We start from the raw sequence: 20,870 nt of genomic DNA on the forward strand, positions 1-20,870 counted from the left end.
CCGAAGACCGTTGGTCGTCGAGCCCGCATGGGTTCGGTCGAAGGTCCGGCGACATTGCCGGCGGCCCACGCAGGGAGAACCGAGGCCGTCAGTTATGTGTGCGCCCCGGAACGCCTTGCGTCCGGGGCGTTTGTTTTGTCGCCGTCCCCATGATCGGTAGTCCGTTTCATACCGACCATCAGAGAGGAGGCGAAGTATGGCAAAACCCGAGAAGGTCACTGCGGTCGAGGAGATCGCGGAGCAGTTCAAGAGCTCCACTGCCACCGTGGTCACGGAATACCGTGGTCTGTCGGTCGGCAAGCTCACCGAACTGCGACGTGCGCTTGGCGCCGAAGCCACGTACTCCGTCGCCAAGAACACCCTGGTCAAGCGCGCTGCTGCCGAAGCTGGCGTGGAAGGCCTCGACGACCTGTTCGTCGGACCGACCGCGATCACCTTCATCAGTGGCGAGCCTGTCACCGCGGCGAAGGCCCTCAAGACCTTCGCGAAGGACAACAAGGCGCTCATCATCAAGGGCGGCTACATGGACGGCGCACCGCTGTCCGTGTCCGAGGTCGAGAAGATCGCCGACCTGGAGTCCCGCGAGGTCCTGCTGGCCAAGCTGGCCGGTGCGATGAAGGGCAACATGGCGAAGGCCGCCGGTCTGTTCAACGCTCCCGCGTCGCAGGTGGCTCGCCTTGCCGCCGCGCTCGTGGAGAAGAAGCAGGCCGAAGCCGGTGGCGAACCCGCCGCTGCCGCTGAATAACCCCATGCGGGTGATTCGCGCGCGGCTCGCCCTCATAGACAACAACTACCGAAAGGAACAACATCATGGCCAACGTTGACGAACTGCTGGAGACCTTCGGCAACATGACCCTGCTCGAGCTGTCGGACTTCGTCAAGAAGTTCGAAGAGAAGTTCGAGGTCACCGCCGCCGCTCCCGTCGCCGTCGCCGGTCCGGCCGGCCCGGGTGCGGCCGCCGAGGCCGTCGAAGAGCAGGACGAGTTCGACGTCATCCTCGAGGGTGCGGGCGACAAGAAGATCCAGGTCATCAAGGTGGTCCGCGAGATCGTCTCCGGCCTGGGCCTGAAGGAAGCCAAGGACCTCGTCGAGGGCGCGCCGAAGGCCATCCTGGAGAAGGTTGCCAAGGATGCCGCCGAGGCCGCCAAGGCGAAGCTGGAAGAAGCCGGCGCCAAGGTCTCGGTCAAGTAATTCCCGACCGAATCGCCGACGGGCGGTCCCCACTTTGGGGGCCGCCCGTTTGCTATTTGTGGCGACCTGCGCCAACAATCCGGAAATAGAGAATGAAACGGGGTTACTCTTCAGTCAGGTTGGGGTGTGCGCCGTCTCGCTCTTGGGATACAGTGGCCCGACCCACTGTGACGTGACACACCGCGAGACCGAGCACGCGGTTAGCTGGTGGGCAGCTCGCTGAGAAATTGTGGAGGTAGGCGTGGGCGTCGAGGTCAGAACCGAAGGCATTACCAAGTCCTTCGGATCCCAGCGAATTTGGCAGGATGTCTCCCTGACCTTGCCGACCGGCGAGGTCAGCGCTTTGCTCGGCCCGTCGGGTACCGGCAAGTCAGTCTTTCTGAAGTCGCTGATCGGCCTGCTGCGCCCGGAGCGCGGCTCGATCTTCATCGGCGATACCGACATCACCACCTGCTCCAACAAGGATCTCTACGAGATCCGCAAGCTCTTCGGTGTGCTGTTCCAGGACGGCGCGCTGTTCGGCTCGATGAACCTGTTCGACAACGTCGCATTCCCGCTTCGTGAACACACGAAGAAGTCGGAATCCGATATCCGCAAGATCGTCATGGAGAAGCTGGAGCTGACCGGTCTGCTCGGGGCCGAAGGCAAGCTGCCCGGTGAGATCTCCGGCGGTATGCGCAAGCGCGCTGGCCTGGCCCGTGCCCTCGTGCTCGACCCGCAGATCATCCTCGTCGACGAGCCGGACTCCGGCCTCGACCCGGTGCGCACCGCCTACATCAGCCAGCTGCTGATCGACATCAACGCGCAGATCGACGCCACCATTCTGATCGTCACGCACAACATCAACCTGGCCCGCACCGTGCCGGACAACATCGGCATGATGTTCCGTCGCCAGCTGGTCATGTTCGGCCCGCGCGAGGTGCTGCTGACCTCCGACGAGCCGGTGGTCAAGCAGTTCCTCAACGGACGCATGCAGGGCCCGATCGGCATGTCCGAGGAGAAGGACGAGGCCCAGATGGCGCGCGAGCAAGCGATGTTCGACGGTGGCCATCACCACGGCGGTGCCGAAGAGGTCGAGGGCATCATCCCGCAGATGCAGGCGACCCCGGGCATGCCGGTGCGCCAGGCGGTAAACCGCCGCAAGGAGCGGGTCCGCGAGATCATGCATACGCTGCCGCACGCGGCCCAGACCGCGATTCGCGAGTCACTTGATCAGAACGACGAGACGCAGGTGCTCGCGTACAACAACAGCGACCAGGGTGGTTACCAGGGCGGCGCGTACGAGACCACTACTCGACACAACACAACTAACGGGTAACATCTGCGATCGTGAATTCCTCCCTGGCGCGATTGCGGACTCCACTGGAGTCGGGGTTTGGCCAGGCCGGCAACATCTTTGCGCTGTTCGTCGATGTTTTGCGCAAGACGTTTCGCCGGCCGTTCGAGTGGCGGGAGTTCATCGAGCAGTCGTGGTTCATCGCGAGTGTCTCGATTCTGCCCAGCGCACTCGTCGCTATCCCCTTCGGCGCGGTCGTCGCGCTGCAGACCGGCTCGTTGATCAAACAGCTCGGTGCCGAATCCTTCACCGGCGCAACAAGTGTGCTCGCCACCGTGCAGCAGGCGGCACCGATCGTCACGGCGCTGATCATCGCGGGGGCGGCCGGTTCGGCGGTCGCCGCCGACCTCGGCTCGCGCACCATCCGTGAGGAGATCGACGCGCTGGAGGTGCTCGGCGTCGATCCGGTGCACAAGCTGGTTGTGCCGAGGGTGCTGGGCATGACGCTGGTCGCGCTGCTGCTCAACGGCCTTGTCTCGGTGGTCGGTATCGCGGGCGGCTACTTCTTCAACGTGCTGTTGCAGGGCGGAACGCCGGGCGCCTACCTCGCCTCGTTCTCGGCGCTGGCGCAGCTGCCGGACCTGTGGATCGGTGAATTCAAGGCGCTGGTATTCGGTTTGATAGCCGGTGTGATCGCCGCGTACAAGGGATTGCATCCCAAGGGTGGCCCGAAGGGAGTAGGTGAAGCGGTGAACCAATCCGTGGTGATCACGTTCTTGGTGCTGTTTTTCGTGAACCTCATCCTCACCCTGGTGTACCTGCAGGTCGTCCCGGCCAAGGGCGCCTGACCGGTGGCTACCCAGTACCGCAACCCTGCTCTCGCCAAGTCGCTGCGCCAGGCGCGCAATGTCGTTCGCGCACCGCTGAAGGTGATCGACCGGGCGGGCGAGCAGATGTCGTTCTACTCGCGCGCCATCGCCTGGATCCCGCGCACCGCGGTGCATTACCGCAAGGAGGTCATGCGGCTGCTCGCCGAGGTGACCTTCGGCAGCGGCGCGCTCGCGGTGATCGGCGGCACCATCGGCGTCATCGTGTTCATGTCCGGCTCGGTCGGCGTCGTCGTCGGCCTGCAGGGCTTCAAGGCGCTTGACGCGCTCGGCAGCTCCGTGCTCACCGGCTTCCTCACCGCCTATATCAATACCCGCGAAATCGCGCCGCTGGTCGCGGCTTTGGCGCTGTCGGCGACGGTGGGCTGTGGTTTCACCGCGCAGCTCGGCGCCATGCGGATCTCCGAGGAGATCGACGCGCTCGAGGTGATGGCGGTGCCCGGCGTGCCGTTCCTGGTCACCACCCGCGTCATCGCCGGATTCCTCGCGGTGATCCCGCTCTACATCGTCGGCCTGCTCGGCACGTTCCTGGCGTCGCGGATGATCAGCATCTGGTTCAACGGGCAATCCAGCGGTTCCTACGACCACTACTTCAGCCTGTTCCTACCACCGGAAGACGTGCTCTATTCGTTCGTCAAGGTGCTGGTGTTCGCGTTCGTGATCATCATGGTGCACTGCTACTACGGCTTCCATGCCACCGGCGGACCGGCCGGTGTCGGCGTCGCGGTCGGCCGCGCGGTGCGTGCCGCGATCGTGCTGGTGAACGTGCTCGATTTCTTCCTCAGCCTTGCCATTTGGGGAACCACGACCACTGTGCGAGTGGCGGGATGAGCGCGCGGGTCACTGAGTCGAGCGCCAGCGAGGTCCGGTCATGAGTCGCGGCGTGCAGGTGTGGCGGTCGACCGAGAAACTGCGCATCCGAGTTCTCGGCATCGCGTTCTTCGTGGTGGTCGCGCTGTTTCTCGCGACGACCATCGCGATCTACAACAAGCAGTTCGTGAAGACGGTCGATGTCGACCTGATCACCGACAGCGTCGGCAACGCGCTGACCAAGAACGCGGACGTGAAGGTGCGCGGCATCACCGTCGGCGATGTGCGGTCGAGCAACTCCGACAACGGCAAGGTGACACTGCATCTGGCCATCCAGCCGGACAAGGCCGACCAGATCCCGGCCAACGCGACCGCGCGGCTGCTGCCGAAGACGCTGTTCGGCGAGCGGTACGTCGATCTGATGATCCCCGCCGACCGCAGCGCGTCGCACCTGACCAACGGCGTGACGCTGCAACAGGATAAGAGCGGCAACGCGATCGAACTGAGCAAGCTGCTCGACGACCTGATGCCGCTGCTGCAGGCGATTCCGCCGCAGGATCTCGCCGCCACCCTCGGCGCGCTGTCCCAGGCGCTGTCCGGGCAGGGTGTCGCGCTCGGCGAGAGTGTTGACAAGCTGGACAACATCTTCCGTCAGGTCAACGGCGTCATGCCGGACCTGCAGCAGGATCTGCGCAGCTTCGCCGAGGTGGCCGCCACCTACTCCGACGCCGCGCCGCAGCTGGTCAACGCGCTGGACAATCTGCGGACCACCAACGCGACCATCGTGCAACGGCGTTTCGACATCGACTCGCTGTATGCCGTGCTGACCCCCGCCTCCTCGGACAGCGCCGATTTCCTGGTCGCCAACCGCGACAACATCATCGACCTTGCCGCCGATTCGCGCCCGCTGCTCGAGCAGCTGGCCACCTACTCGCCGACCTTCCCGTGCGTGATGGCCAACTTCGCCCAGCTCAAGCCGCGCATCGACCAGATTCTCGGCAAGGGAAGCGACCATCCCGGTTCCCGGGTGACCATCGAGTTGACCAACCCGCGCGGCAAGTACCTGCCGAACCAGGACGAGCCGCGGTGGCTGGATGACCGTGGGCCATGGTGTGTTCCGGAAAAGCCGCTCGGTGTCGACTCCGGCCAGTACATCGGTGGCGTGAACAACGACGGCTCCTACCCCGTACCGAGCCGCAACCCCGGCGATTTGGAGTCGGGCAAGCTGTCGCCGCCGCAGTTCGGCGTCTACCCGGCGAGCAATGTCGCGACCATCGCAGGCTCGCCGATGGAGCAGCAGTCGCTCGGCGCGATCTACGGTGCGGCCCAGGGTGTTTCGCCTGATCAGGTGCCGAGCTGGGTGACCAGGGTCGGCGCGCCCGCGTTCCGTGGCAGCGAGGTGAGCCTTCGATGAAGCAGAAACTGCGCGGCCTTGGCGGCCCGCTCGCCAAGCTGATCATCTTCGTGCTCGTGACCATCTTCGCGACCACCGTGCTCGGCCTGTCCATCGCCAACTACAGCGGCAACGGCACCGAGTTCAAGGCTCGTTTCACCGACGTCACCTCGCTGAACAAGGGTGACGAGGTGCGCGTCGCCGGTGTGCGGATCGGCAAGGTCACCAACATCTCGATCGTCGACAAGCGCCTTGCCGAGGTGAAATTCGAACTCACCGACCGGAATTGGCTGCCCGCCTCGACCACCGCGAGCATCCGCTACCGCAACCTGGTCGGCCAGCGCTACATCTCGCTCGAGCAGGGCACGGGCGAGCAGGGTCGAAAGCTCAACGCGGGCGGCACCATTCCGCTCGAGCGCACCAATCCCGCGCTCAACCTGACCACCCTGTTCAACGGCTTCCGTCCGCTGTTCCGCACGCTGACCGCCGACGACGTGAACAAGCTTTCCTTCGAGATCATCCAGGTGTTCCAGGGTGAGCAGGGCACGATCCACGACCTGGTCGCCACCACCGCGAGCCTGACCAACAAGATCGCGGACAAGGACGCGGTGATCGGTGAGCTCGTGCACAACCTGACCGCGGTGCTCGACACGGTCAACCAGCGTGACGACCAGTTCAACCAGCTCATCGTCAATACCGAGGCGCTGGTCAGCGGGCTGTCCGCAGAGCGAGACACGATCGGCCGTTCGGTGACCTCGCTCGGCAACCTGGCCTCGGCCACCGCCGACCTGCTCGTCCCGGTGCGCCCGACGCTGCAGGGCTCGATCGCGGGACTGAGCCAGCTCACCGGCACCATCAACGACCGCCAGTCCGATGTGAACGAAGTACTGCGCAACCTGCCGATCAAAATGGAAAAGCTCGGCAGGGTCGGCAGTTACGGCTCCTGGTTCCAGTTCTATCTGTGCGGTATCGACATCGTCGTCGGGCCGGGCACGGCGGACGCACCGAACCTGAACCTGCCCGCTGGACTGCCGACAATCAACCAGCCGCTGTACACCAACGCGGCGCCGCGCTGCTCCGGGAAGGCCCGCTGATGGACGACCGGATTCTGCTCGGACGCCGCAGCCCCGTCTTCATGGGTGTGCTCGGCCTGGCGATGGTGTTGCTGGTGACGGTATCGGCGTTCTTCCTTGACCGGTTGCCGATCATCGGCGCCGGCACCAAGTACACCGCCGAATTCTCCGAGGCCGCGGGCCTGAAGAAGGGCAACGAGGTCCGCATCGCGGGCGTGAAGGTCGGTTCGGTGTCCGATGTGCGCCTCGACGGGCCCAAGGTGCTCGTCGACTTCCGCACCCAGGACGCCTGGATCGGCAGCGAGACCACCGCCTCGATCCAGATCAAGACCGTGCTCGGCCAGAAGTACCTGGCGCTTGACCCGAAGGGCTCCAAGGCGGCCGACCCGTCGAGCCGGATTCCGTTGTCGCGCACCGTTTCCCCGTATGACGTGGTGGACGCGTTCACCGACGCGGCGAAGAACATCGACCAGATCGACACCGCGCAGCTGGCCACCAGCATGCGGGTGCTCTCCGACGCGTTCGCCACGACGCCACCGGAGCTGCGCGGCTCCATCGACGGCGTCGCCCGGTTGTCGGAGACGCTGGCCAAGCGCGACGAGGAGCTGAAGAAGCTGTTCGCCGCGACCAGGCAGACCACCCAGGTGCTCGCCGACCGCAACGCGGAGTTCGAGCGGTTGCTCGCCAATGGCGGACAGCTGCTCGCCGAACTCAACATTCGCCAGCAGTCGATCGCGCAGCTGCTCACCGGAGCCAAGACGGTGTCCGCGGAGCTCACCGCGCTGGTGCACGACAACGAGGAGCAGATCGGCCCTGCGCTGAAGAACCTGCGCGGCTCGATCGATCTGCTGAATGCCAACCAGCAGAACATCTCCAAGACATTGGAACTGGCGGCGCCGTTCTACGGGCTCTACGCCAACGTGCTCGGCACCGGCCGCTGGTTCGACGCGGTGATCGTCAACCTGATCCCGCCCGCGCTGCCGGATATCCCCGGTGCTCGTCCGCCGATCCGCAACATGGGAGGTAACTGACATGGCGGACCGGCTGCAGGCGCTGCGGAATTCGGGGCGCGGCACCAAGATCACCATCGCGCTCGTCGTCGTGCTGGCGTTGGTCGCCGCCGGGGTGCTGTGGTGGACGTTCGATCGGCTGACCACCACCAAGATCACCGCGTACTTCGATCGTTCGGTCGGCATCTACCAGGGCTCCGACGTCCGGGTGCTCGGCGTTCCGGTCGGCAGGGTGGATTCCGTTGAGCCGCAAGGCGATCAGGTCAAGATCGTGATGAGCGTCGACCGCTCCTTCGATGTGCCCGCCGACGCGCGCGCCGCGCAGATCACGCCCTCGATCGTGTCCGACCGCTACATCCAGCTGACCCCGGTCTACACCGGCGGCCCGAAAATGCCGCGCACCGCGACCATTCCGCGCGACCGCACGGTCACCCCGGTCGAGGTGGACCAGCTGTACAAGAGCATCACCGAACTGTCCGACGCGCTCGGGCCCAACGGCGCCAACAAAGACGGCGCGGTCAACGACCTGGTCCGCACGGGCGCGGCGAACCTGGACGGCAACGGCGAGGCGCTGGCCAACAGCCTCACTCAGCTGTCCAAGGCCGCCAAGTATCTGTCCGACGCGCGCGGCGACATCTTCGACACCGTGAAGAACCTGCAGAGCTTCGTCGCCATGCTGGCCAAGAACGACGCGCAGGTGCGCCAGTTCAACACCCAGCTCGCCGATCTCTCCAGCTTCCTTGCCGGTGAACGCAACGACCTCGGCGCCGCGCTGAACCTGCTTTCGGTCGCGCTCGGCGACGTCGCCCGGTTCATCGACAACAACCGCGACCTGGTCGCCAGCAATGCCGAGGGCCTGGTCACGCTCACCAAGACGCTCTCCGATCAGCGCGACGATCTGGCCGCGGCGCTGCCGGTGCTGCCGCTGGCGCTCAGCAACCTGATCAACGTGCACAACGCCGAATCCGGCACCCTCGACATGCGCGCCAACTTCACCGACCTACAGGACCCGCTCGGTGTCATGTGCAAGCTGATCGACGTGTCGAAGTTGCGGCCGGGTGATCCGCAGTTCGATGCGCTCGGCAGGCAGATGCGCCCGATCCTCGATCACTGCAAGGAGATCTCCGACCAGATCACCGCCGGGGTGAAGACGCCGACGCTTGTGCTGCCGTTCGGCGTGCTCAGCGGCGAGAACGAGCAGCGCGCGCCGGTGCCTGGCACCGTGCCTGGTACGCCGTCGGATAGGACTCCGCCGTCGCAGGGAGGTGAGCGGTGAGTAGTCGAATCCGTTCTGTCACACGAGGTTTCGGTGCCGCGGTGGTTGTCGGTCTTGCCACGGCCATGGTCACCTCGTGCGCGTCCGATGGCATCTACAGCGTCCCGCTGCCCGGTGGCGCCGATGTCGGCGAGCACCCGATACACCTCGACATCCAGTTCGACGACGTGCTCGACCTGGTGCCGCAGTCCGCGGTGAAGGTCGACGGTCTGCCGGTGGGCCGGGTCGAGGAGATCAAGATCGGCAAAGACCAGTGGACCGCGACCGTGCGGGCCGTGGTGAACTCCTCGGTCGACCTGCCGACCAACGCGCGGGCCGAGGTGCGCCAGTCGAATCTGCTCGGCGAGAAGTTCATCGAGCTGTCCAAGCCGCCCACCGATCCGGACGCGAAGAAGCTGACCGATGGTTCGGTGATCCCGGTCGACCACACCAGGCACGCCACCGAGATCGAGCAGGTGCTCGGCGCGATGTCGTTGCTGCTCAACGGCGGTGGCGTCGCGCAGCTGCAGCCGATCGTCACCGAGCTGAACAAGACCATCGGCGGGCGCGAGGATCGGGTGCGCTCGCTGCTCGATCAGGCGAACATCCTGATCAAGGGACTCGACGATCAGGTCGACGACATCACAAGGGCCCTCGACGGTCTCGACACGCTGAGCACCAGGGTGAGCCAGCAGACCGATCAGATCGGCAAGATCCTCGATGAGCTGCCGCAAGGCGTCAAGATCCTGGAGCAGCAGCGTCCGCAGTTGGTCGGGCTGCTCAGCCAGCTTGATCGGGTCGGGCAGGCCGGTTTCGACGTGCTCGATCACTCGAAGGACGACCTCATCCGCGACCTGACCTCGCTGCGCCCGACGCTGCAGGAGCTCGGCAAGGCCGCGCCGGATCTGATCACCGCGGCACCGCTGATCCCGACCTATCCGTTCCCCGACTCCACGCTGGAGTCCACCTTCGGCGGCTCGGTCAACACCTGGCTGTCGGTGGACCAGCAGATCGGTGTCACGCTGGGCAATCTCGGTGTCGGCAAACCGGATCCGGTGTACATCCCGCCGATGGGTCCCGGGGTGCCGGTGAATCCGACCAACCCGTACTACAACGGCAACGGCCCCCGGCCTGGCTGGCCGACGGTGTCGATCCTGCCGCTGCCGCCGAACATGGCGCAGCCGCCCGCGCCGGGTGTGCCGCCGAATCCGGTTGGCGCGATTTTGGAGCAACTCGGAGTGGGTGGTACCCGATGAGCAAGTTGGTCCGCTGGCAGCTGATCGCGTTCGTCGTCATCGCGGTGGTCGGCGTTGTCTTCGTCGGTGCCAAATACATTCGGCTCGACCACATGATCGGCTTGGATCAGTACGAGGTGAAGGTGCAGGCGGCGCAGACCGGCGGCCTTTACAAGGGTGCCGAGGTGACCTACCGCGGTGTGCCGGTCGGCCGGGTCGGCGAGCTGGAACTCACCGGCGACGGCGTTGTGCTGCACCTCATTGTCGATTCGAACTCGCCGAAGATTCCCGCGTCCGCGAAAGCCGTGGTGGCCAACCGTTCCGCGATCGGCGAGCAGTTCGTCGATCTGCAGCCCGACACCAACACCGGGCCCTACCTGCACGACAACTCGGTGATCAGCTCGGCGACCACACCGGTGCCGGTGGAACAGCTGGTCGCCAGCGTGGACACCTTCACCCGCTCGGTCGACCTGACGGCGTTGAACACCACCGTGCGCGAGCTCGGCAAGGCCTTCGACGGCAAGGGTGACGATCTGCAGGTCTTCGTCGACTCGCTGAACAAGTTCACCACCACGTTCAACGAGACGCTGCCGCAGACCATTCAGCTGATCCGCGACAGCAAGGTCGTGCTCGGCACCCAGGCCGACCAGTCCGGCGCCATCCGCGAGTTCAGCGACGGCCTCGACAAGCTCACCGCCCAGCTGCGTTCCAGCGATCCGGACATCCGCAGGCTGATCGGCACCGGCGCCGACGCGGGCACCCAGATCGACGCGCTGCTGCACGAGAGCGGTGGCGCGCTCACCCAGGACCTCGGCAACCTGCGGCAACTGCTGCTGACCATCTCGCCCAAGTTCTACGCGATCCGCCCGCTGCTGCAGTTCCTGCCGGAGTTGTCGGTGGGTGGCTCGGCCACCGCGCCCGGCGACGGCACCACGCACTTCGGTCTCGTGCTGGAAGCCAACAATCCGCCGGCCTGTACCGTCGGCTACGAGGGAACGCAGCGGATCCTCGAGCAGATGAAGGCGCAGAATCCGGATTTCGACGACACCCGCGACGAGTTCCCGTTCAACAAGGATGCGAAGTGCCTTGTGCCGCAAGGTAATCCGACCGCAGTGCGCGGCGGTGAGCGGGCCGACCTCGCCGATCCGAATGTCGTGCAGCCTTGGGATTCCACCCCCAAGACCGATCCGGAACGGCTGAACCTGAATCCGATCGCCGTGCAGATGGCAACCCTGATGGGAGTTACACCGAAGCGGTGACCAGGACCGACGACGTTAGGGTGTCTCGCGTGAGTGCTGATTTGAAAAAGCAGCTCGATTCGATCGAGCCGCAGGAATCACCGGACCCCGCCGACGGCGTGGATCAGTCCGACGTGGTTACCGCGGCCACGGCCGAGACGCGCGAGGACGCCGCCGGCCGCACCGGGATCGTCCGCGCGTTCGCGCTGATCATTTCCGCGGCCGCACTGGTCGTCGCCCTCGTCGCCGCCGTCTGGTTCGGCGCAGGCTGGGTGCGCTCGGCGGTCAGCGACGCCCCGCGCGGCGATGCCCGCGACTCCGCGCTCGACGCCGCCCGCCAGGCCGCGATCAATATGACCTCGATGAACCTCGACGACGTGCCCGGCTCGCTCGCCCTCGCCCGTTCCTCGATGACCGGCGCGCTGCTCGATTCGGCCGATAAGAACAAGGACCAGGCCGAGACGCTGGCCAAGCAGGCCAATGTCGGCATGAAGTCCAAGGTGCTCGGCTCCGCGCTCACCACGCTGAACAGTGAGAAGGACAAGGCAACCGCCCTGGTCGTGCTGCAGGTGACCGAGCTGGGCAAGGACAAGCCGCCCGCCGATTACCGCTACACCTGGAACGTCGACGTGACCAAGGCCGGGGATGTCTGGAAGGCCGAGCAGATCTCCTCGCTGAGCCAGCCGGTGCTGCTGAGCGGTGGCCAGGGTCAGCCCCCGCAGGCGCCGCCCGCCGACCAGCCGCCCGCCGCGCCCAAGCCGGGATCGTAGGAGAACCAGTCATGACCTCTCGTAAGCCGATCAACCGGGTCACCTCCAAGCGCCGCCCGTCCGGTGAGCAGCAGGCCCGCGCCGCCGCGCCGCGCACCAGCCCGGCCCGTAAGCCGCGGGTGACGGGCACAACCCGGCCCGCGGCGACGCGTCCCGCTCGGGAAGACACGCGTCCCGAGCAGAAGAAGAGGGTGGGCGGCCGGAAGAAGCTCGCCCGCGGTGCGGGCCGCTCGAAGTCGGGTCGTTCGTTCTGGTCGCTCGTCGTCGCCATGCTCGTCGCGGCGGTGCTGCTCGGCGGCTTCGCGGCCGTCGCCGCGTCGCGTCCTGGCGTCGACGACTCGAACAAGGCGTTCGTCGACAACAAGGCCACCGAGGAGGTGCGCGCGGCCGCCGATCACGCGTTGAAGACCGTCTACGCCTACGACGTGAAGGACATCGACCATTACCGCGACACCGCCAAGCAGGTGCTCACCGGCAAGATGTTGGCCGATCTGGACAAGTACGCCGACACCACCATCTCGGCCGTAAAACAGGCCCAGACCAGCGCCGATGCCAAGGCCGACCCCATCGCTGTGACATTGCTCACCGATGATCGGGCCGAGCTGCTTGTCAACCTGGTGGTCAGCGCGACGAAGAACGGCGCCGCGCAGCAAAGTGTGGCGGGACCGATCGTGTTGCACATGCAGAAGGTGGGCGATCGCTGGCTGGCCAGCGACATCGTCGACCAGTGATCGTCCAGCGGCCCAGGGGATCTCAGTTCCGCTGGTAGGCGTATGCGCGGGCCCGCCTACTTGACGAGTTTCGCTGGAGCCGTCACGCTATTCACAACAGCGGCAGCTGTCACAGTGGCTCCATTACGCCCCGTCGTCCCCGACGCAGCCAGCGATTCGGACACGGCGCGCCAGCCACGTGAATGTGCGCACGGGTGGTAGGTTGACACCCCCGTGACGGTTGGTGTACGGTTGGACGTTGCGCTGGCTGCCTCCTGTCCATACCTCGATTTGCACACGTAAGTTCCACCCTTCCGGTGTTACTTCCGTTGTTGCCTGTTCGGGTTTTGTTTGGGTTGTAACCAGCGGAATTCGTAGCAGACAAGCGACGGTCGCGGACCACCACGCGGCGCGCGTGAGGTGCTGGAAGGACGCATCTTGGCAGTCTCCACCCAGACCAAGGCAGTTGCCGGAATCCCCGGAGCCCCATTGCGGGTGTCTTTCGCGAAGATCCGTGAACCCTTGGAGGTGCCCGGACTTCTCGATCTACAGACGGACTCATTTGCATGGTTGATCGGTTCGCCGTCATGGCGTGAAAAGGTCGCCCTTCGCGGCGATGTCGGGCTAGTCGGGGGACTCGAGGAGGTGCTCGAGGAGCTTTCGCCGATCGAGGACTTCTCCGGCTCGATGTCCCTGTCTTTCTCTGACCCTCGGTTCGAGGAGGTCAAGGCCTCCATCGACGAGTGTAAAGACAAGGACATGACCTACGCGGCGCCGTTGTTCGTCACCGCGGAGTTCATCAATAACAACACCGGTGAGATCAAGAGCCAGACGGTCTTCATGGGAGATTTCCCGATGATGACCGACAAGGGCACGTTCATCATCAACGGCACCGAGCGCGTCGTCGTCTCGCAGCTGGTTCGTTCGCCGGGTGTCTACTTCGACCACTCCGTCGACAAGACCACCGAGAAGGACCTGCACAGCGTGCGCGTCATTCCGTCGCGTGGTGCGTGGCTGGAGTTCGACATCGATAAGCGCGACACCGTTGGTGTCCGCATCGATCGCAAGCGTCGCCAGCCGGTCACCGTGCTGCTGAAGGCGCTCGGCTGGACGAACGACGAGATCGTCGAGCGTTTCGGCTTCTCCGAGATCATGATGTCGACGCTGGAGAAGGACAACACCGCCGGTCAAGACGAGGCGCTGCTGGACATCTACCGCAAGTTGCGTCCGGGCGAGCCGCCGACCAAGGAGTCCGCGCAGACCCTGCTGGAGAACCTGTTCTTCAAGGAGAAGCGCTACGACCTGGCGCGCGTTGGTCGCTACAAGATCAACAAGAAGCTGGGCATCCACCTCGGCGAGCAGGTCACCGGGTCGGTGCTGACGAAGGAAGACATCGTCAGCACGATCGAGTACCTGGTCCGGCTGCACGCGGGTGACCGCGTGATGACCGCGCCCGGCGGCGAAGAGGTCCCGGTCGACGTCGACGACATCGACCACTTCGGTAACCGTCGCCTGCGCACCGTCGGCGAGCTGATCCAGAACCAGATCCGGGTCGGCCTGTCCCGCATGGAGCGCGTGGTCCGCGAGCGGATGACGACTCAGGACGTCGAGGCGATCACGCCGCAGACCCTGATCAACATCCGCCCGGTCGTCGCCGCGATCAAGGAGTTCTTCGGAACTTCGCAGCTGTCGCAGTTCATGGACCAGAACAACCCGCTGTCGGGTCTTACCCACAAGCGCCGCCTTTCGGCGCTCGGCCCGGGTGGTCTGTCCCGTGAGCGTGCCGGTCTGGAAGTCCGCGACGTGCACACCTCGCACTACGGCCGCATGTGCCCGATCGAGACCCCGGAAGGCCCGAACATCGGCCTGATCGGTTCGCTGTCGGTGTACGCGCGGGTCAACCCGTTCGGCTTCATCGAGACGCCGTACCGCAAGGTGGTCGACGGTCGGGTGACCGACGAGGTCAAGTACCTCACCGCCGACGAGGAGGACAGGCACGTTCGTGCCCAGGCCAACTCGCCGGTCGACGTCGACGGTCGTTTCCTCGAGGATCGCGTGCTCTGCCGCCGCGGTAACGAGGAGAACGAACTCGTCGCCGCCGACGAGGTCGACTACATGGATGTCTCGCCGCGCCAGATGGTGTCGGTCGCGACCGCCATGATCCCGTTCCTCGAGCACGACGACGCCAACCGCGCCCTGATGGGTGCGAACATGCAGCGTCAGGCGGTTCCGCTGATCCGTTCCGAGGCGCCTGTTGTCGGCACCGGCATGGAACTGCGTGCCGCCGTCGACGCCGGTGACGTCGTGGTGAACGAGAAGGCGGGTGTGGTCGAGGAGGTCTCCGCCGACTACGTCACCGTGATGGCCGACGACGGAACTCGCAAGAGTTACCGGATGCGCAAGTTCGCCCGCTCCAACCAGGGCACCTGCGCGAACCAGCGGCCGATCGTCGACGAGAGCCAGCGGGTCGAGGTCGGCCAGGTGCTGGCCGACGGTCCGTGCACCGAGAACGGTGAGATGGCGCTCGGCAAGAACCTGCTGGTCGCGATCATGCCGTGGGAAGGCCACAACTACGAGGACGCGATCATCCTGTCGCAGCGCCTCGTGGAAGAGGACGTTCTCACCTCGATCCACATCGAAGAGCACGAGATCGACGCCCGCGACACCAAGCTCGGTGCCGAGGAGATCACCCGGGACATCCCGAACGTCTCCGACGAGGTCCTCGCCGACCTCGATGAGCGCGGCATCGTTCGCATCGGTGCCGAGGTTCGTGACGGCGACATCCTGGTCGGCAAGGTCACCCCGAAGGGCGAGACCGAGCTGACCCCGGAAGAGCGCTTGCTGCGCGCGATCTTCGGTGAGAAGGCGCGCGAAGTGCGCGACACCTCGCTCAAGGTGCCGCACGGTGAGTCCGGCAAGGTCATCGGCATCCGCGTGTTCTCGCGTGAGGACGACGACGATCTGCCTCCCGGTGTCAACGAGCTGGTGCGCGTGTACGTGGCGCAGAAGCGCAAGATCCAGGACGGCGACAAGCTCGCCGGTCGGCACGGCAACAAGGGTGTTATCGGCAAGATCCTGCCGACCGAGGACATGCCGTTCATGCCGGACGGCACCCCGGTCGACATCATCCTGAACACCCACGGTGTGCCGCGTCGTATGAACATCGGCCAGATCTTGGAGACCCACCTCGGGTGGATCGGCAAGGCGGGCTGGGATGTCGGCGTAGGCGCGGACGGGTCCCGACCCGACTGGGCCAAGGCGCTGCCGGAGGAGATGCTGGCGGCACCGTCCGACTCCAACATCGCCACCCCGGTGTTCGACGGTGCCCGCGAGGAGGAGCTGACCGGTCTGCTCGCCTCGACCCTGCCGAACCGCGATGGTGAGCGCATGGTCGACGACAACGGCAAGGCCACCCTGCTCGACGGCCGCTCCGGCGAGCCGTTCCCGTACCCGGTGGCGGTCGGCTACATGTACATCCTGAAGCTGCACCACTTGGTCGACGACAAGATCCACGCCCGTTCGACCGGTCCGTACTCGATGATCACCCAGCAGCCGCTCGGCGGTAAGGCCCAGTTCGGTGGCCAGCGCTTCGGTGAAATGGAGTGCTGGGCCATGCAGGCCTACGGCGCGGCGTACACGCTGCAGGAGCTGCTGACGATCAAGTCCGACGATGTCGTCGGTCGCGTCAAGGTTTACGAGGCGATCGTCAAGGGCGAGAACATTCCGGAGCCGGGCATTCCGGAGTCGTTCAAGGTGCTCCTCAAGGAACTCCAGTCGCTGTGCCTCAACGTCGAGGTGCTGTCTTCGGACGGCGCCGCGATCGAGATGCGCGACGGCGATGACGAGGATCTGGAGCGCGCCGCTGCGAACCTGGGCATCAACCTGTCCAGGAACGAAGCGGCCACCGTCGACGATCTGGCGAACTAGGCGGTCGGCCGGATGTCGTTTATTTCCAACGACATCCGGCCCCGCGTTCCACCAACTAGTGAACTTTTTGCTCGAATTCGACCCGAATAGGGGAAAGGAAGTTACGTGCTAGACGTCAACTTCTTCGATGAACTCCGGATCGGCCTTGCCACCGCGGATGACATCCGCCAGTGGTCCTTCGGCGAGGTGAAGAAGCCGGAGACCATCAACTACCGCACCCTCAAGCCGGAGAAGGACGGACTCTTCTGCGAGAAGATCTTCGGTCCCACCCGGGACTGGGAGTGCTACTGCGGCAAGTACAAGCGTGTCCGCTTCAAGGGCATCATCTGTGAGCGCTGTGGCGTCGAGGTGACTCGCGCCAAGGTGCGTCGTGAGCGGATGGGCCACATCGAGCTGGCCGCCCCGGTCACCCACATCTGGTACTTCAAGGGCGTGCCTTCGCGCCTCGGGTACCTGCTCGACCTGGCGCCGAAGGATCTGGAAAAGATCATCTACTTCGCCGCCTACGTCATCGTCGGGGTCGACGATGAGCTGCGCCACAACGAGCTCAGCACCCTCGAAGCCGAGATGGAGGTCGAGAAGAAGGCGGTCGCCGACCAGCGCGACGCCGACCTCGAGGCCCGTGCCCAGAAGCTCGAGGCCGACCTGGCCGAGCTCGAGGCCGAGGGTGCCAAGTCCGACGTCCGCCGCAAGGTCAAGGACGGCGGCGAGCGCGAGATGCGTCAGCTCCGCGACCGGTCCCAGCGTGAGCTGGACCGGCTCGACGAGATCTGGACCACCTTCACCAAGCTGGCCACCAAGCAGCTCATCGTGGACGAGATCCTCTACCGCGAGCTGATCGACCGCTACGGCGAGTACTTCACCGGCGCCATGGGTGCGGAGTCCATCCAGAAGCTGATGGAGAACTTCGACATCGACGCCGAGGCCGAGAACCTGCGGGAGACCATCCGCAGCGGTAAGGGCCAGAAGAAGCTGCGCGCGCTCAAGCGGCTCAAGGTCGTCGCGGCCTTCCAGACCAACGGCAACTCGCCGATGGGCATGGTGCTCGACGCCGTTCCGGTGATCCCGCCGGAGCTGCGCCCGATGGTTCAGCTCGACGGTGGCCGGTTCGCCACCTCCGACCTGAACGACCTGTACCGCCGCGTGATCAACCGCAACAACCGCCTCAAGCGACTGATCGACCTCGGCGCGCCCGAGATCATCGTCAACAACGAGAAGCGGATGCTGCAGGAGTCCGTCGACGCACTGTTCGACAACGGCCGTCGCGGCCGTCCGGTCACCGGACCGGGTAACCGCCCGCTGAAGTCGCTGAGCGATCTGCTCAAGGGCAAGCAGGGTCGGTTCCGTCAGAACCTGCTCGGCAAGCGCGTCGACTACTCGGGCCGTTCGGTCATCGTGGTCGGCCCGCAGCTCAAGCTGCACCAGTGTGGTCTGCCCAAGCTGATGGCGCTCGAGCTGTTCAAGCCGTTCGTGATGAAGCGTCTGGTCGACCTGAACCACGCGCAGAACATCAAGTCCGCCAAGCGGATGGTCGAGCGTCAGCGTCCCCAGGTGTGGGATGTCCTCGAAGAGGTCATCGCCGAGCACCCGGTGCTGCTCAACCGCGCGCCCACCCTGCACCGCCTCGGCATCCAGGCCTTCGAGCCGCAGCTCGTCGAGGGTAAGGCGATCCAGCTGCACCCGCTCGTCTGTGAAGCGTTCAACGCCGACTTCGACGGTGACCAGATGGCCGTGCACCTTCCGCTGTCCGCGGAGGCGCAGGCCGAGGCCCGCATCCTGATGCTGTCCTCGAACAACATCCTGTCGCCCGCCTCCGGCCGACCGCTCGCCATGCCGCGTCTGGACATGGTGACCGGCCTGTACTACCTGACCCGCCTCGAAGAGGGCGCGAAGGGCGAGTACAAGGCCGCAGGCAAGGACAAGGCCGAGTTCGCCGTCTACTCCTCGCCCGCCGAGGCGCAGATGGCGGTGGACCGCGGTGAGCTCACCGTGCGTTCGCTGATCAAGGTCCGGCTCATCCACCAGCGTCCGCCGAAGGAGATCGAGGCGAAGCTGTTCCCGGAGGGCTGGAACCGAGGCGACGCGTGGCTTGCCGAGACCACCCTTGGTCGCGTGCTGTTCAACGAGCTGCTCCCGGCGGACTACGCGTTCATCAACGAGCAGATGCCGAAGAAGCGTCAGGCGACGATCATCAACGATCTGGCCGAGCGCTACCCGATGATCGTGGTCGCGCAGACCGTCGACAAGCTCAAGGACGCTGGCTTCTACTGGGCCACCCGTTCCGGCGTGACGGTCTCCATGTCCGACGTGCTCGTGCCGCCGGAGAAGACCGAGATCATGGAGCGCTACGAGGCGCTTGCCGATCAGATCGAGAAGAAGTACCAGCGTGGTGCGCTCGATCACCAGGAGCGCAACAACGCCCTGGTCAAGATCTGGCAGGAAGCGACCGAAGAGGTCGGTACGGCACTGCGTGCGCACTACCCGCCGGACAACCCGATCATCACGATCGTCGAGTCGGGCGCCACGGGTAACTTCACCCAGACTCGTACCCTCGCCGGTATGAAGGGTCTGGTGACGAACCCGAAGGGTGAGTTCATCCCGCGCCCGATCAAGTCCTCGTTCCGTGAGGGCCTGACCGTGCTCGAGTACTTCATCAACACCCACGGTGCTCGTAAGGGTCTGGCCGACACCGCGCTTCGTACCGCCGACTCGGGTTACCTGACCCGTCGTCTGGTGGACGTCTCGCAGGACGTGATCGTGCGCGAGCACGATTGCGCCACCGAGCGCGGCATCATCGTGCACATCGCCGACAAGCAGGCCGATGGCGCGCTGATCCGGGACGCGCACGTGGAAACCTCCGCGTACGCTCGCACGCTCGCCTCGGACGCGGTGGACGCCAAGGGCAACCTCGTCATCGGTAAGGGCGCCGACCTCGGCGACCCGGCCATCGACGCGCTGCTCGGGGCGGGCATCACCGAGGTTAGGGTCCGCTCCGTGCTGACCTGCACCACCGGTACCGGTGTCTGTGCCACCTGCTACGGCCGCTCGATGGCCACCGGCAAGCTGGTCGATATCGGTGAGGCTGTCGGTATTGTCGCCGCGCAGTCCATCGGTGAGCCCGGTACCCAGCTGACCATGCGTACCTTCCACCAGGGTGGTGTCGCGGGCGATGACATCACCGGCGGTCTGCCGCGGGTGCAGGAGCTGTTCGAGGCACGCGTGCCGAAGGGCAAGGCTCCGATCGCCGAGGTCAGTGGTCGCGTGCGGATGGAAGACGACGATCGCTTCTACAAGATCACCATCATCCCGGATGACGGTGGTGAAGAGGTTGTCTACGACAAGCTCTCGAAGCGTCAGCGTCTGCGTGTCTTCAAGCACGACGACGGCACCGAGCGTCTGCTCTCCGACGGTGACCACGTCGAGGTCGGCCAGCAGCTGCTGGAAGGCGCGGCGGATCCGCACGAGGTGCTGCGCATCATGGGTCCCCGTCAGGTGCAGATCCACCTGGTCCACGAGGTCCAGGAGGTCTACCGCTCGCAGGGTGTGTCGATCCACGACAAGCACATCGAGGTCATCGTGCGCCAGATGCTGCGTCGCGTGACGATCATCGACTCGGGTGCCACGGAGTTCCTGCCCGGTTCGCTCACCGAGCGTTCCGAGTTCGAGGCCTCCAACCGTCGCGTCGTCGCCGAGGGCAATGAGCCCGCGGCGGGTCGCCCGGTGCTGATGGGTATCACGAAGGCGTCGCTCGCGACGGATTCGTGGCTGTCGGCGGCGTCCTTCCAGGAGACCACTCGAGTCCTGACGGACGCGGCGATCAACTGCCGCTCCGACAAGCTCATCGGCCTCAAGGAGAACGTGATCATCGGCAAGCTGATCCCGGCCGGTACCGGTATCAACCGCTACCGCAACATCACGGTGCAGCCGACCGAAGAAGCCCGTGCCGCCGCGTACGCGGTGCCGTCCTACGACGACACCTACTACAGCCCGGACAGCTTCGGCCAAACCACCGGCGCCGCAGTCCCGCTCGACGACTACGGTTTCAGCGACTACCGCTAACCCGGTACCGCGCAACACATCCGGCCCCCGCTCCCT

Annotated in this window: 15 protein-coding genes; all 15 read left to right on the forward strand. The window is 65.3% G+C overall.

The window, feature by feature from the left end; translation table 11 throughout:
• Positions 1-196 precede the first annotated feature (196 nt).
• The 15 genes from rplJ to OG203_RS29385 all read left to right on the forward strand — a co-directional run bounded on the left by rplJ (position 197) and on the right by OG203_RS29385 (position 20,834).
• Positions 197-745 (forward strand): 50S ribosomal protein L10, encoded by a 549-nt coding sequence (gene rplJ, locus OG203_RS29315; protein WP_405160474.1) that lies wholly within the window; start codon positions 197-199, stop codon positions 743-745.
• 65 nt (positions 746-810) lie between these two features.
• Entirely contained in the window at positions 811-1,191 is a 381-nt protein-coding gene (rplL, locus tag OG203_RS29320) for a 50S ribosomal protein L7/L12 (RefSeq protein ID WP_357385573.1), read from the forward strand.
• 241 nt (positions 1,192-1,432) lie between these two features.
• Entirely contained in the window at positions 1,433-2,509 is a 1,077-nt protein-coding gene (locus tag OG203_RS29325) for an ABC transporter ATP-binding protein (RefSeq protein WP_405160475.1), read from the forward strand.
• An 11-nt stretch (positions 2,510-2,520) separates the two neighbouring features.
• A complete protein-coding gene (locus OG203_RS29330; RefSeq protein WP_405160476.1) occupies positions 2,521-3,315 on the forward strand; it encodes an MlaE family ABC transporter permease in 795 nt (264 codons plus the stop codon).
• A gap of 3 nt (positions 3,316-3,318) precedes the next feature.
• Positions 3,319-4,185, forward strand: a complete 867-nt coding sequence (locus tag OG203_RS29335; RefSeq protein ID WP_405160477.1) for an MlaE family ABC transporter permease — start codon at positions 3,319-3,321, stop codon at positions 4,183-4,185.
• Positions 4,186-4,225: 40 nt separating this feature from the next.
• Positions 4,226-5,578, forward strand: a complete 1,353-nt coding sequence (locus OG203_RS29340; protein WP_405160478.1) for an MCE family protein — start codon at positions 4,226-4,228, stop codon at positions 5,576-5,578.
• Complete coding sequence (locus tag OG203_RS29345; protein WP_405160479.1) at positions 5,575-6,651, forward strand: MCE family protein; 1,077 nt, start codon at positions 5,575-5,577, stop codon at positions 6,649-6,651. Before OG203_RS29340 ends, OG203_RS29345 begins: the two co-directional genes overlap by 4 nt.
• Positions 6,651-7,661: an MCE family protein gene (locus tag OG203_RS29350; protein WP_405160480.1), complete on the forward strand. Its 1,011-nt coding sequence runs from the start codon at positions 6,651-6,653 to the stop codon at positions 7,659-7,661. The genes OG203_RS29345 and OG203_RS29350 overlap by 1 nt, the downstream gene beginning before the upstream one ends.
• A gap of 1 nt (position 7,662) precedes the next feature.
• Positions 7,663-8,916 carry an MCE family protein gene (locus OG203_RS29355; RefSeq protein WP_405160481.1) on the forward strand — a complete coding sequence of 418 codons (1,254 nt, stop codon included), beginning with the start codon at positions 7,663-7,665 and terminating at the stop codon, positions 8,914-8,916.
• A 65-nt stretch (positions 8,917-8,981) separates the two neighbouring features.
• A complete protein-coding gene (locus tag OG203_RS29360; protein WP_405168045.1) occupies positions 8,982-10,151 on the forward strand; it encodes an MCE family protein in 1,170 nt (389 codons plus the stop codon).
• The gene (locus OG203_RS29365; protein ID WP_405160482.1) at positions 10,148-11,389 is read left to right on the forward strand and encodes an MCE family protein; all 1,242 of its coding nucleotides are present in this window, start codon (positions 10,148-10,150) and stop codon (positions 11,387-11,389) included. Before OG203_RS29360 ends, OG203_RS29365 begins: the two co-directional genes overlap by 4 nt.
• 29 nt (positions 11,390-11,418) lie before the next feature.
• The gene (locus OG203_RS29370; RefSeq protein WP_405160483.1) at positions 11,419-12,138 is read left to right on the forward strand and encodes a hypothetical protein; all 720 of its coding nucleotides are present in this window, start codon (positions 11,419-11,421) and stop codon (positions 12,136-12,138) included.
• An 11-nt stretch (positions 12,139-12,149) separates the two neighbouring features.
• Positions 12,150-12,869, forward strand: a complete 720-nt coding sequence (locus OG203_RS29375; RefSeq protein ID WP_405160484.1) for a hypothetical protein — start codon at positions 12,150-12,152, stop codon at positions 12,867-12,869.
• A gap of 399 nt (positions 12,870-13,268) precedes the next feature.
• Positions 13,269-16,775, forward strand: coding sequence for a DNA-directed RNA polymerase subunit beta (locus OG203_RS29380; RefSeq protein ID WP_405160485.1), 3,507 nt, complete (start codon positions 13,269-13,271; stop codon positions 16,773-16,775).
• A gap of 105 nt (positions 16,776-16,880) precedes the next feature.
• A complete protein-coding gene (locus OG203_RS29385; protein ID WP_405160486.1) occupies positions 16,881-20,834 on the forward strand; it encodes a DNA-directed RNA polymerase subunit beta' in 3,954 nt (1,317 codons plus the stop codon).
• Positions 20,835-20,870: the final 36 nt, after the last annotated feature.

Origin of the sequence: Nocardia sp. NBC_01499, from assembly GCF_045040275.1 — a bacterium.
Taxonomy (GTDB): domain Bacteria; phylum Actinomycetota; class Actinomycetes; order Mycobacteriales; family Mycobacteriaceae; genus Nocardia.